The sequence below is a fragment of the Paenibacillus gyeongsangnamensis genome (assembly GCF_027533625.1).
Lineage (GTDB): Bacteria > Bacillota > Bacilli > Paenibacillales > NBRC-103111 > Paenibacillus_G > Paenibacillus_G gyeongsangnamensis.
Genome location: NZ_JAQAGZ010000002.1, coordinates 136,076 through 149,141 on the forward strand (window position 1 = coordinate 136,076; position 13,066 = coordinate 149,141).

At 44.9% G+C, this 13,066-nt stretch carries 10 protein-coding genes and 2 pseudogenes; 4 read left to right on the forward strand and 8 right to left on the reverse strand.

The features are described from left to right. Positions 1-3: 3 nt before the first annotated feature. Entirely contained in the window at positions 4-1,218 is a 1,215-nt protein-coding gene (locus tag O9H85_RS03645) for a threonine synthase (protein WP_269879939.1), read from the reverse strand. Between the two features lie 322 nt (positions 1,219-1,540). Between O9H85_RS03645 and O9H85_RS03650 the strand changes: the two genes are divergently transcribed. Beyond that, positions 1,541-1,723 (forward strand): LLM class flavin-dependent oxidoreductase, encoded by a 183-nt coding sequence (locus tag O9H85_RS03650; protein ID WP_269879941.1) that lies wholly within the window; start codon positions 1,541-1,543, stop codon positions 1,721-1,723. A 399-nt stretch (positions 1,724-2,122) separates the two neighbouring features. Here the strand turns inward: O9H85_RS03650 and O9H85_RS03655 are convergent, their stop codons facing one another. Continuing rightward, a complete protein-coding gene (locus O9H85_RS03655; RefSeq protein ID WP_269879942.1) occupies positions 2,123-3,007 on the reverse strand; it encodes an NAD(P)-dependent oxidoreductase in 885 nt (294 codons plus the stop codon). A gap of 243 nt (positions 3,008-3,250) precedes the next feature. Further along, positions 3,251-3,475 (reverse strand): annotated as a pseudogene (locus O9H85_RS03660) (IS66 family transposase); the annotation flags it as partial. A gap of 248 nt (positions 3,476-3,723) precedes the next feature. Here O9H85_RS03660 and O9H85_RS03665 point away from each other — a divergent pair. Genes O9H85_RS03665 through O9H85_RS03675 form a run of 3 tightly spaced genes read left to right on the forward strand, consistent with a single transcriptional unit; the run spans position 3,724 to position 6,770 of the window. Beyond that, the gene (locus O9H85_RS03665) at positions 3,724-5,319 is read left to right on the forward strand and encodes a spore germination protein (protein WP_269879943.1); all 1,596 of its coding nucleotides are present in this window, start codon (positions 3,724-3,726) and stop codon (positions 5,317-5,319) included. A 45-nt stretch (positions 5,320-5,364) separates the two neighbouring features. Then, positions 5,365-6,543: a Ger(x)C family spore germination protein gene (locus tag O9H85_RS03670; protein ID WP_269879944.1), complete on the forward strand. Its 1,179-nt coding sequence runs from the start codon at positions 5,365-5,367 to the stop codon at positions 6,541-6,543. Beyond that, complete coding sequence (locus tag O9H85_RS03675) at positions 6,540-6,770, forward strand: hypothetical protein (RefSeq protein WP_269879945.1); 231 nt, start codon at positions 6,540-6,542, stop codon at positions 6,768-6,770. Before O9H85_RS03670 ends, O9H85_RS03675 begins: the two co-directional genes overlap by 4 nt. Here the strand turns inward: O9H85_RS03675 and O9H85_RS03680 are convergent. The 5 genes and pseudogenes from O9H85_RS03680 to O9H85_RS03700 all read right to left on the reverse strand — a co-directional run bounded on the left by O9H85_RS03680 (position 6,759) and on the right by O9H85_RS03700 (position 13,043). Then, the gene (locus O9H85_RS03680; protein WP_269879946.1) at positions 6,759-7,853 is read right to left on the reverse strand and encodes a GerAB/ArcD/ProY family transporter; all 1,095 of its coding nucleotides are present in this window, start codon (positions 7,851-7,853) and stop codon (positions 6,759-6,761) included. The two genes, O9H85_RS03675 and O9H85_RS03680, sit on opposite strands and share 12 nt — an antisense overlap. Positions 7,854-8,840: 987 nt before the next feature. Beyond that, positions 8,841-9,018, reverse strand: a pseudogene (locus O9H85_RS03685) (sigma factor); the annotation flags it as partial. A gap of 99 nt (positions 9,019-9,117) precedes the next feature. Next, positions 9,118-10,299, reverse strand: a complete 1,182-nt coding sequence (locus O9H85_RS03690) for an MFS transporter (protein WP_409348096.1) — start codon at positions 10,297-10,299, stop codon at positions 9,118-9,120. 257 nt (positions 10,300-10,556) lie between these two features. Then, positions 10,557-11,768: a cupin domain-containing protein gene (locus tag O9H85_RS03695; protein WP_269879948.1), complete on the reverse strand. Its 1,212-nt coding sequence runs from the start codon at positions 11,766-11,768 to the stop codon at positions 10,557-10,559. Positions 11,769-11,822: 54 nt separating this feature from the next. After that, positions 11,823-13,043: an AGE family epimerase/isomerase gene (locus O9H85_RS03700; protein WP_269879949.1), complete on the reverse strand. Its 1,221-nt coding sequence runs from the start codon at positions 13,041-13,043 to the stop codon at positions 11,823-11,825. Between the last annotated feature and the right edge of the window lie 23 nt (positions 13,044-13,066).

Genomic DNA, 13,066 nt, shown 5'->3' on the forward strand with positions numbered 1-13,066 from the left:
GATCTAGCTTCTTCTCATGACGTCATGTGGCTCCAGGACGGGAACCTCGACATGTACCGTTTCAGGATATTTAATCCCGCTGCCTGTGTTTAGCACCACGACGGTTTCACTCTCCTTGATCCAGCCGTTCTCCCTTAGCTTCCGTGTTGCCGAGAAGGCAGCCGCTCCCTCGGGGCAAACGAACGCCCCTTCCAAACGGGCGATCTTCCTTTGCTCCTCTAGCAGCTCGGCGTCCTCAATGGCGATAGCGCAGCCCTCGGTTTGGTAGACGGCTTCCAGCACAAGGAAATCGCCAAGAGCCTTGGGCACATTGATTCCAAAGGCCACGGTCGAGGAATCGGTCCAAAACTCGGAAGCCGGCTTTCTTTCCTCCCACGCCTTCACGATCGGTGCGCAGCCCGCCGATTGAACGGCAACCAGCCGGGGGAGCTTATCTTTGATCCAGCCCAGCTCCGCTAGCTCCCTCAAAGCTTTGTAAATGCCGATGAGGCCTACCCCTCCGCCTGTCGGATACAAAATCACATCGGGAACATTCCATTCCAGCTGCTCTGCGATTTCGAGCCCCATAGTCTTCTTCCCTTCAATGCGATAAGGCTCCTTCAGCGTGGAGGCATCGTACAGTCCGTGTTCTTTCACCGCCTGACCGACAATCTTACCCGCGTCGCTGATTAGTCCCTTCACCAAATTCAAATTCGCTCCAGAGACGGCACATTCATTCCGGGTAATGAGCGGCGCACCGACCGGCATGACAATCGAAGCCCGGATCCCTGCTCTTGCAGCGTACAAGGCCCAAGCCGCACCGGCATTCCCGTTGGTAGGCATTGCCAGCTCCTGCACACCAAGCTCCTTCGCTTTCGAAACGCCGACCGCCGCGCCGCGGGCCTTAAAGCTCCCGGTCGGAATGATACCTTCATCCTTCATCCACAGCCGGCCGATTCCCATATCCATTCCGAGGCGGTTCATCGGTAGCAGAGGCGTCATCCCCTCCCCTAGGGTAACGACGTTCTCAGGCGCTGTAACGGGCAGCAGTTCATGGTAACGCCATAGCGTGGAGGGTCTGCCCGAGAACGCTGAGGGCCTCCAATGCTTCTTTAATTCCTGCAAATCATAGTCCACAAGCAATGGGGAGCCGCATACGCATAATTGCTGAATTTCATCCGGACGGTAAACCTTTTCGCATTTAGGGCAGTGCAGATGGGTTAAATAGCTGAATGGCATGAGTGTTCTCCATCCCTTTTCATGTTTTTTAGAGCCATTGGGTTGCATTGATATAAGGGTACCACCCCCTCATCAGGACCGTCAAGCGAATTTCCTACTTGAATAATCGGATTAATGATGCTAAGATTTTTTCAACAACATAAGAAACAACCAAGCCGATTGGACAACCAAAGGCTCCCGCGCTGTCGTATTTTTTGCGGCATTTACGGGGGTCTTTTGAATTTTACGTAAAAGGAGTGGGTTATAAAATAAGCACAAAACAGCGGCAGCTCCATTTAAAGAAGGGGCTTGGAGGCACCCGGATACGGATGTAAACCAGCTCATGGAGTTCGACCACTTCCTGAGGCTTGCCCGCAAGGCGGAGGAGGCCAAATTCGATTCCCTATTTATGGCCGACCGGTATTCCGCCTCGAAGCAGGCTGTGGCCTACGGCGCGATGTTCGGGCTGGAGCCTCTTACGCTGCTCACCGCGCTCGCAGTGGCGACGAACGGACCGGCCTCATAGCCACGCTATCCACCAGCTTCAACGAACCGTTCAATGTGGCGCGCCGACTTGCTCCCGGCCCCGATGATTCGATTGCTTTTCCGGCATGATTGCCGCACCCTGTAAGTAAGATCAGCTCCCATAAGGCGATCAAAGTGAAACATATCCAGCTTCTTTTCCTCATTCCGCCTCTCCTCTTTCCGGTCTTTACATAAAATTCGAACCCCTGTATTAAACAATAGGACCTTCGGTTATCCGATCGGCAGAAAGACATGGTTATCGATTAATACGCATGCCTTATAATAAAACATATTAATTTAACAATATCCGATATGTAAACTAGGAAAAAATAAAAAGCTTGTCCGGCACAAAAATATACCGGCACAAGTTTGGACGGCTATACGAATCGCTGCACGCAAGCTACAGCTTTTGAAGCACCTTGAACAACGCCTGCGTGCCGCTGTTCTCTTCTCCCATTTGGGCCAGCTGCTCATAGAGGGACCGGGCCAAGGCTAATCCCGGAAGCTTCAGATTCATTTCTTCCGCCGAGTTCAGTGCAATTTGCATATCCTTAATAAAATGCTTCACGTAAAACCCCGGGGCGTAATCCCCTTTGATGATGCGATGAGCCAGATTGCTCAGCGACCAGCTTCCGGCCGCTCCGGATTCAATGCTTTTCAGGACGGTCGACGGATCGAGCCCCGCTTTCTCGGCATAGATCAGCGCTTCGCAAACTCCCATCATATTCGAGGCGATGGCGATTTGATTGCACATTTTGGTGTACTGTCCGGATCCGGCGGCCCCTTGGTGCACAATATTCGTCCCCATGATGCTCAGAAGGTGTGCGACTTCCTCGAAGGCCTCCCGGCTGCCGCCGACCATGATGGACAATCTTGCTTCTCTAGCCCCGACATCCCCGCCCGAAACCGGCGCATCCAGAGACAGCATACCGCGCTCCTGAGCCTCTCGTTCAATCCTCTTGGCAAGCGACGGGCTAGAGGTTGTCATATCGATGAGCAAGCTGCCGGTTTGAGCATTCCGGATCACTCCCTGCTCCCCTAAGTACACTTCCTCCACATCCTGAGGGTAACCTACCATCGTGATGACCACATTAGACTTCCGGGCCAGCGATGCGGGCGAATCGTGCCATTCGGCCCCCTGCGAGAGCAGCGGCTCCGCCTTCGACTTCGTCCGGCTGTACAAATGAAGCTTGAAGCCTTTCTTCATTAAATGCCCGGCCATGCTTTGACCCATGACACCGGTACCGATAAAGCCAATTTCCGTATTCTGTGCGGTTCGTTCCAAGAGTAAGCCACCTTTCGAATCAATTTGGGCGGAAAAGAAAGAAAGGACATCCCCTCCCTCATGGCAGTAAGAGAATGTCTCCTCTATCTGTCGACAAGATTCATATCATCCGGAATTAATCTTACGCTAAGAAACTAACACTCCGTCCATGCCTTGTCAACCGTAAATGGGCGGGCGTCACTCCGTTCAAACTTAAGCGTACAATAGCTCCCACCTTGTAACAAAGTGAGGACCCCAATATACTTATTTTTTAGCTACTCTGCAAGTATCAGGCAGAGTAGCTGACCAAGAAAGCGGCATATCTAGAATGTCGTGATCCTTTGTGTCCAGATTGGGCAGCTGCTCAAAAAGATAATTGAGATAATCAAAGGGGTTTAGTACATTTTCTTTAGCGTATCCAATCATGCTGTATGTAATGGCGCTCGCTTTGGCGTCGCGGGATGTGTTGGCAAATAACCAGTTTTTGCGTTTACGTGAACATAAACACTGTCTCTATTTATGTTCAGTCCTGTGTAAACACTGTGCAAAGGAAGTGTTCATTGACTGATAGATACTCTTCTTACGATACGAAATTCCTGACGAAAACTCTTTGATCAGAATACTTGTAATTCCTATAAAAGATTGAAATTTGACATATTACAATTCAAGCGATTATATAAATATATTTCTCGAAAAATGGGGATAGTATAAATATTGACTTTCAGGAGGTCTTATCAGTGAAATGGTTTGAGAAAAGGAATCGCATTAAACTTGAGTATCGAACGAACATGAAGGAGCCTCAGTTCGATGATGAAGATAACGGCGAGCTATCCCCGGATATTGAGCATAATGAAATGATTTTAAAAAGCGTTTTCCAAAATTGTTCCGATATCGTATACCGCAAAGTTCGGATAGCAGGTAATACTCAATGGCTAGTCGTATACGTTGAAAGTTTGGTTGACATAAAGTTGCTTGACGATCATGTACTGAAAATGTTGATATCTAAGAGGACAATGAAAGATGTTTTGGTACCTGACGAAGTAGAAGTTCTGGACGATCAGGCAATCTCCATCGGGACGACGAATGTTACATCCAATGTAACTGAAATTGTTCGTTATGTGTTAAATGGTTGTGCTGCGGTTCTGGCGGCAGGGGACAGCAATGCGATGACCGTTCTGGTTTACGATAAAGCAAAACGTTCCATTGAAGAGCCCTCTTCGGAACCCGTCATTCGTGGACCCAGAGATGGATTTATTGAACATATTTCAACAAATATAGGGCTTTTACGAAGCAGACTTAAAACCTCGAAGCTAAAAATGGAATCATTTACGATTGGGGAGCTTTCTCAAACCAATGTAGTCATCACTTATATCGAAGGTATTGCTACCGATGCGTTACTTGAGGAAGTTCGAAAGAGAGTAACCCGAATTCAGATCGATAGTATCACCGAGTCAAATTATATCGAGGAATTTATCGAGGATTTCCCTTACTCCCCTTTTCCGCAAGTACATAGTACGGAGCGGCCAGATGTCGTAACTGTAGCACTATTGGAAGGAAAGGCAGCCATTCTTGTCGATTCCAGTCCTTTTGCGCTAATTGTTCCGATGACCTTCTGGTCTGGGCTGCAGGCGAGTGAGGATTACTGTATACGTTGGCCCATCGCAACTTTTGTTCGGTTGATTCGATTCATTTTCACATTCATCGCGATATTTGCTCCTCCCCTGTATGTTGCCATTACGACCTTTCATCAGGATTTGATTCCAACTAACCTGATTATGAGTATTGCAGGCTCCAGAGAACCGGTTCCACTCCCGGCCGTGATCGAAGCATTATTAATGGAAATCATATTTGAAGCCCTACGGGAAGCAGGGATTCGTTCGCCTAAACAAATAGGGCAGGCGGTAAGCATCGTAGGGGCATTGGTTATCGGCCAAGCGGCTGTGCAGGCGGGAATCATATCGGCTCCGGTTGTCATTATCGTATCAATTACTGGCATTGCAGCGTTTACCATTCCACGATATAGTTTTGCAAACGGAATTCGATTACTGCGCTTCCCGATGCTGCTCTTATCGGGTACGCTAGGACTTTACGGTATTGTACTTGGGTTCATTGGTATCGTGCTGCATGTTACATCCCTTCGTTCGTTCGGCGTCCCTTATTTTACTCCTGTTGCCCCGCTTAAGATTAAGGATTTGAAAGATGTATTGATCCGTGCACCTCTTTGGAATAAAACTCAACGCCCCCAGATCACAGCACCTAACAATCCGGTTCGTGAACCGCAAGGTCAGAAACCAAGTCCTAGTCAAGGAAGGCTGTCATCCGAGAAAAATTAGGATACGAGCTCGTCACAGGGTGAAGAAAGGAAAAGGAACTTCAGAATGAAACCATTCATGCTCATCGGCTTACTATTCATAGTATTGATCACAAGCGGTTGTTGGGACCATACGGAGATAAACGACATTGCATTCGTAATGGGCAGTGCGATCGACTTAGGGTCTGATGGGGACATAGTAGGGTCTGCTCAGATCGCAGTCCCTGCATCTGGTCTAGCGGGTCCGAGTGCTGGAGGGGGCCAGCAAAAAAAGTTTTTTGTTATAACGGCTTCTGGAAAAAACATCACTGAAGTGATCCAAAGGCTTCAGAAAAAATTATCCCGCAGGTTATTTCTCGCCCATCGTAGCACTGTTTTTATAGGTGAACAGTTAGCCAAACACGGAATTAAGGATGTACTCGATAATTACACTCACGATCCGCGCAATCGATTGAGAACCAATATAATGGTTGTAAAGGGGAGAGAAGGGCGGGACATTTTGCAAATCCAGTACCCTTTTGAACAAGTGCCTACCGAAGCCGTCAAGGAAATGGAATTCTTAGGGATCGAGACAGTGGTTAATTTGCGAGATTTGTTTAAAACAGCATTGAGCGAAGGAATCAACCCGGTCATGGGAGTTATTGAACCTGATGTTGTATCAAAAGGAATGAAGCAAAGCGAAAACAATATGTTTAGGCTTTCAGGTACAGCGGTATTTAAAAATTTCAAATTAGCCGGTTTTTTGAACGAAAAAGAAACAGGCGGATTACTTTGGGTTACTGGCAAGATGAAGTTGGGCAGGGTCACCGCTCATTTGCCGGAAGGTAATGGAAATGTAGGTATGGTTTTAACGAGTACAAAGCGAAGGATAACCCCCGTAATACGTGGTAATAAAGTCAAAATCAATGTTCAACTCCAAGGGGAAGGAAGCCTTTATGAAAATAATACTTCGTTGGATGTCGGTCAACTAAAGAACCTCGAACTTGTACAACATGCATTAGAGAAATCGGTTGAAAAACAAGTCCAGGATTTCTTATCCAAAATCCAAAAGCAATACAAAGTAGATATTGTGGGTTTCGGCCAAGAAATTTACCGAAATCAGCCCAAACAGTGGAAAGCGTTGAAAGATCAATGGGATACAAAGTTTCCCGAAGCAGACATCTCGATAGCGGTAAAGCTTTCTGTACATGGAACAGGGATGGCAGGCCCTCCAATACTATTGAATGAAAAGGAGATCAAGGAATGATCGTACAAATCATGGGATATGTATTATTGTTGGCCGTATGGTCTTTTGTTAGCATACAAGCATTGCTCAGAAAGCAACAAACCAAAGAAGCCGCAGTATACGGCGGCTTAATGGGAGTAGCTGCTGTTATCGGATCTTTGTTAATGGCGGGGGTTAACATAGCAAGCGTAGTTTCCCCTTATACATTTGCTTTTCAGTCCCTCGGAAACATGATTTTAAAGAAGTGATTTGTTCACGCCCCTCTTTAGGGTATCTATCAGGAGAAGCGCCAATGGCAGGAGATTTTGCGTAAAAAAAGCATTGAAAGAATATATATTAATATAACTTTGATACTCCGCTGAGTTCTTGAAAATCCAAACCGATACAACCATGGACAAAAGGGTAACTGGAGCAATGATATTCCGGTAACTCCGGATGCCGAAGAGCTGGCTTAAACTATAACAAAGCATAAACAACGTCACCGATAACTTCACGAAGAGTCCCATCACCCAAATCGTAACAGGAATAGCCTCTAAACGTTCGAATGATCCTTGAATACCAATATATTGAATGACCCCTGAAAATGCATAATTTAATTTACCCGTTATCGGACCGAGGACCATGATCGTCAGTAAATCAATGACAAAGAGAAAAAGAACAATACCAAGAAGCGAAATCAACGAGATCTTAAGCGCCTTTTTCGGCTGATTTAAAAACGGAAGGAGCCAGCCCAACAAAAAAAACTGACTCATAAAACCTGATGGGACGAAAGCCCCTTTTAATACCGGCACGATTCCTTCCGCTAATACAGGTTTTAGCTGTCCTGGATCTGAATCCCCAATCGCCAGGATAAGAAGTGGAATCAAAATAGCAATGATGAGTGGTGTAAGGAACTCATTACATCTTCCGATGACCTCAATTCCCGCAAAAACAGCCAGAGCGCTAAGGATCAAGATCGCCAGGGTCCCGACCCAAATTGGGGTTTTCGGTAATAGAAACGTATTAACATACCCGGCGTGACCGTATAACAAAACACCAATAAAAGAAAACCAATAGTAGGAGAAATAAACCCCCAAACATTTTCCCGGCCATTTCCCAATAATTTTTGAACTGTATTGAATAATCGTCAACCCCGGATAACGATTCGCGAGTGTTATCATCACCCAAATGGTCAACAAAGCTGTTAAAGCAGAAGGGAACACCGACAACCAGGCATCTTGCTTGGCCAACTTCACCATCACTCCGGGAACGGATAAGATGAGTGTGGAAAGCACATAAATATATAGTATTAAGCCTAGCTGAGTTCCTGTGATTTTTTCGGTATCCTTCATATACTTCACATTCCTTCACTTCACATAGTTATTCCCATTTTTTCCTATTGCTATATTTACATACTGATTTTCCAATTATTTTATCAGATCGAAAATTCGGTAGCTCATTCTTGGCGGAGCACTGCGTCTATTGGCAGATGCAATGTCCATTTATTTTAGAATAGCTGAATGAAGTGCAGTATTGACTGCATGAAATGGGTGTTTCTGCATAAATATTCACTAATTTCAATCCGTCGGACAGACTCCTAGAGCGAACGAATAATCAAGCCTTGGAATCTCATCCCGTTGCTGCATCCGTTATCGCTCTCCTCGACAAAAGCCTAGATGGACAGGAAGCATCGCTGAATTGCTCGAAACGTTAGAATTCGTGGCTGTCAGAGAGAAGATCAACACCCGACTTAACGTTGGCCCAAGGCTTCGCACGTTTTGAGCATGAGGCTGAGTGAGATCAAGTCAAACTTGGAGAAGGTCGGCATCCGTTTCGACATCCGCAACAACGGAAATGCAAAGATCATCACCTTCGAGAATTGGAAACTGTAACCAATTCGCGCCGGGGTTTCTCGCTGAACGGTCTCCCAATTACCTAAAGAAGCGTCAGTATCGTCAGTATCGAATACAACTGGCACAAATGACGCTTCCGGAGGATGATGAAATCTTCTTCTGAGAATTGCCGCTCCTGAAGCAACTTTCGCTTCCCAAGGCTGAAAAGGGCTTGCCCAACGGAAAACTTAAAAAGAATTTGAGGTGTCATGCAAATGCAAATAAAAGACGGAACTTCAAACGCAGTTGCTTCTCTTCTTATATGAAATCATTATAAAGGTGGGAAAAACATGTAAGCGCGCAAATGATGGCCCTATTCCCGCAAATATTTGCGGACCAGGCGCAAATGGTTGCAGCAATTTACGCAAAACAAAAACCGGCGTATACCGGTTCATGCTGAACTTATATAAACATTCGTGTCTGTGTCTGCTTGGTGATAAAACCTGGCCGCAGATACATCAGAATCTCGTTTTCGATACACCGCGCCGCGAACGTTGCTAATTTTGTCCCTTTATCCGGAATGAAGGATTCAATGGCTTTGATTAATCCGATTGTCCCGATGGAAATTAAATCCTCCAGGTCTTACTCCTGTATTGTCGAATTTTTTGACGATATGAACAAGAACCGATGTAACCGGTTATTTTTTCTTTTTATAAAAGAGGATCAGCAAGCATTGGACAATGATATGGGTCGGCGATACGGCGATTGTCATTCCCCCGGGCAATCAGCCCACCATTCTCACGCCTTCTTTGGAAGAACCGGGCACTGCAAGAAATTGAACAAGCATCATAAGTAAACTGATTAGGACGAGTCCGATGACCGAGAAAAAGAAGCTTCCGGTAGCATCATGGATCCAGCCTATTAAAAGCGGACCTGTCGCGCCGATCACGTAACCCACCCCTTGGATCTTGGCAGACCAGGCTGACGCCTCCTGCGCATTGGCCGTCGCATCCATAGGCAGCAATAGATTGAGCGAAAATAATGCGCTTGCGCCTATACCGATCAGTGTCGCGGCTATAAGAGGTTGAACGGACAAGACAACCATCAGGATTCCAATCAGTTCTATAATTGAAAATGCGATCAACCAGAGCAGGCGGGACGGATAGCGCTTGAGTAGCGAAGGAAGCAGCAAACTGACTGGAATTTGGATGGCGACAAATAAGGTTAATGCGGTGCCGGCATATTCTTTGCTGTAACCCATTCCCTGAATGATACGTGGAAGCCATGCGGTTACGGAATAGAAGATCATACACATAAGACCAAAGGATAAGGTAAATAACCAAGCCTTTACATTACGCCAAGGAAGCATAAGGGACTTTGAAGGCGAAGATCCTTTTGTCCGGGTGATATGTCGTAAAACGAAAAACCACCAAATCGGCATCGCAATAAAAGCGAGTAACGACCATATGGCAAGAGAACCTGTCCAACTGTGCAGCCCGTTCTGCAAAGGTATGGACAGACTCGAGGAAAGAGCGGCCCCGAGCGTCAAGGCAACAGAATAGATGCTGATCATCGTTGGAACGTTGTTGGGGAAACGACTCTTAATAAAAGCTGGAAGAAGCGGACCCAGCGCCGCAATGCCCAATCCAGCCAAAAACGCAGTGAACAGCAAAAACATAGCGGAATGCGTAATAAACCGCATAACGGTTCCTGCCCCGATCAAAAAGAGCGAGTAACTTAAAACTCGTTCAATACCCCAACGTCCGGCCAATTTCGCAGCCATCGGCGAGAAAAGGCCCATGCATAAGACGGGAATCGTGGTCAACAGGCTGGCCGCGAACGCGCTCATCCCTAAATCATGCTGCAAAGTCTGCAAGAGCGGCGAAATCGAGTTGATTGCCGGCCGCAAATTTAACGATACGATAAATAGAGCGATAACCGTCAGTCCGGTACTGGATTTATTCATTTATAACAACTCCTCTTGGTCTTTTCTTTTTGTGCTTTAATCTTACATCAAGGCCATCGATTCATCAATACAATGAAAACAATCATAATAATTGATAAAACCAATGATCATGGGAATCACGGATACCTTCATGGAACCAACTAAAAAAATCCAAGTCAGTTTGTTGGCCTTGGTTCGGCGCTCTGACTTGGATTTTTTGATAAAGATTATTGCAACTTGTTCGTTTCATCCGACTTCAACAATTCAATAACAGTCGTTTAAACAACGGTTGGACCAAAGTGTTTTAGCATTACAAGGTTCTCGATCTCACTCGTGTTTTTAATTCGAACCCCCTGTTCCGCCTTTGTATAAGTTATAAAAAATTCGTCTCCAGTCATTTCTCCGAATCTGATAACAGTAGGAGTCTCCATCTGGATTCCCTCAATTAATCCTCTACCTTGAACCACGATAATACCGTATGCTCCCGAATCATAGATCGTTACTTCTCTTCCTGGGTAAACAGTCAATTCCTTTGCTGAAAAATGCGGATTGTCATAGGTAACCCAATATTCTTCATACCCGTTCTCTCTCATGTCCTCTAATCTCGAAACTGGTCGAGGCATTCGCAAATGTTTCTCTATAAATTTTTCATCTATATTTGCTTCCCAATCGATTAAGTCAACGATAAAATCCAAATCAAAATGTTTCTCTTGAGGAATATCCTTAATGAGAGTATCTCTACTAATCGATCTTCTATCAATCATGGATTGAAAGACTGCACCCAAATCTACCGCACGTTGTGGTTCATACGTTACAAGTGAGCCGGGAGAGTGAAGAATCCCTGTCGTAATATCCCATCCGGTTCCTGGGGTAATACGATAACCATTTGAATAATTGATTATTCCGTTATCGCCCTTTTCCCATCTTTCTAAACAACGGATAATATCTTGTTTGGTTGTCCTCGATTGAAGTCCAAAAAAAGTGTAAGGAAAACTATTTTCTATAAAATTCATTTGAGGAGGAAAATAATAAGCTTCCGCCTTTCCGGTTTTGCCGACTAACTCAGCGTGTTTATCTCTATGATGCAAATGCAAAGGAATGGCCCCATACGTGTCGAAAAATTTGCTTAACATCGTCAAACCATGATGAAGATTCATCGTTCGTTCTCCAAGTATGAGATCCCCATATATTTCTATTGCTTCCTTAAGAAGTATTCGTACGTCATGTGTTGAATTGTTAATAACGATGTAACTTAGTCCCTCATCCTCTGTAGTCAAAGGTCCGTTGTTCGCTTTAATCGTGGAAGAAAGCCACCGTTCGTTAATTCCCCCGCGTTCTTTCCCGTAAGCATAAAGATCATCCGGATGAAGCTTTAATCTTCTTCCAGGAATTTGTGCAACACGAGGAACCCAAGTCGGAAATAGACGAAAAACTCCACCCGTTCGCTCTATCTCCTTCTGTAAAAGGCTTTTTTTTTCAGATATATTCATACCTCAAACACTCCTTAAATCGTTCGATTCTAAAATACTCTTTCCCTTACTTGGTCATTGAACAACTTCACTTTTTCCCAATAATTCAATGATCAAAATCATATTTCGGATAATGTGATACGGGTCTTTCACAGGTAAAGCGACTAACTTTTCCAGCGGATTTCCCATGCGATCACGTATTTGAATCCACTCCCCTATATTTAAGTCGGGATTTGGAAATGTACGGAATGTATACTCATGAATTTTTAGATACAGATTTTTCAGATACTCATCACCAGTCAATTGAAAAGCAAATAACGTAGCATAAAGCGCCTCAGAATGTGGCCACCATAATTTTGTATCCCATGTATCGAGTACTAGGCGTTGATAAGGATCATCCTCAAAAACTCCTTTTGGTTGCCCACCTTCCATGTCTACATAGCGGAATAATCCTCCGAATTCTTGATCCCACCCTAGCTCAACGGCTTTCTTAATTGCCAGTACAGCACGGTCAATCCAATCTGAATTGTTAAATTTGCGTGCAGTTGTCATAACAAACCACATATCTTCCAATGTATGTCCGGGATTAATATGACGGCATAACAGTAAATCCGTGTTTACCTGTTTATTTGCCGGAATCATTTCCGCGATATGAAAATCATCAAAGTAAAAATCTTTCATAATTTCGTCTGCAAGCCTGTAAGATACCTGATTGACTTCTTCCGCGCGGACATGTCCCAAAAATTCCAAAGCTTCGCCTAACTCTTGTGAAACATTTAATAAAATCATTGGAACGCCATGCGCTTTAAAACCATTCGGAATCGGATATGGTTCGCTGCGTATGGTTCCTTTCTTGATTCGATCCAAAATGCGGTCATATAGAATCAAGGCGTTTTCCAGTACTTGATAATCTTTAGTTGTCCTTGCATACTCGGTAAATCCTAGAACCACAAAACAATCGGCGTAAAAGCTATTATCCCTTTCGATTACTTCTCCGCTTTCAGAAAGCAGAAAAGCACAGTTCCCGTTTTCCAAAATCGAATGGTCCCAAAGAAAGTCAATCGTCTTTTTTGCCTGCTCCAAATAATCGCTTTTTTTAAGAAGTCTGGACAGGCGCGTCCAAATCCAAACGAAGCGACCTTGTGACCATGTATATTTATTCTTCGAAACTAATTTTGATCCAGTATTATCAAAGCAAGTATATACACCGCCATATTTTAAATCCAAAGCCCTTTCCCAAAATGGAAGTATTACCTTTTCGAGATGATCAATATAGTGATTGTATAAATTATTCATATCCGATATTTTCTCTCCTGTCA

Excerpts from the sequence above, each read along its gene's own strand:
- O9H85_RS03645 (WP_269879939.1), bottom strand. The coding sequence starts at position 1,218 with ATGCCATTCAGCTATTTAACCCATCTGCACTGCCCTAAATGCGAAAAG.
- O9H85_RS03650 (WP_269879941.1), top strand. The coding sequence starts at position 1,541 with ATGGAGTTCGACCACTTCCTGAGGCTTGCCCGCAAGGCGGAGGAGGCC.
- O9H85_RS03670 (WP_269879944.1), top strand. The coding sequence starts at position 5,365 with ATGAAACCATTCATGCTCATCGGCTTACTATTCATAGTATTGATCACA.
- O9H85_RS03675 (WP_269879945.1), top strand. The coding sequence starts at position 6,540 with ATGATCGTACAAATCATGGGATATGTATTATTGTTGGCCGTATGGTCT.
- O9H85_RS03680 (WP_269879946.1), bottom strand. The coding sequence starts at position 7,853 with ATGAAGGATACCGAAAAAATCACAGGAACTCAGCTAGGCTTAATACTA.
- O9H85_RS03690 (WP_409348096.1), bottom strand. The coding sequence starts at position 10,299 with ATGAATAAATCCAGTACCGGACTGACGGTTATCGCTCTATTTATCGTA.
- O9H85_RS03695 (WP_269879948.1), bottom strand. The coding sequence starts at position 11,768 with ATGAATATATCTGAAAAAAAAAGCCTTTTACAGAAGGAGATAGAGCGA.
- O9H85_RS03700 (WP_269879949.1), bottom strand. The coding sequence starts at position 13,043 with ATGAATAATTTATACAATCACTATATTGATCATCTCGAAAAGGTAATA.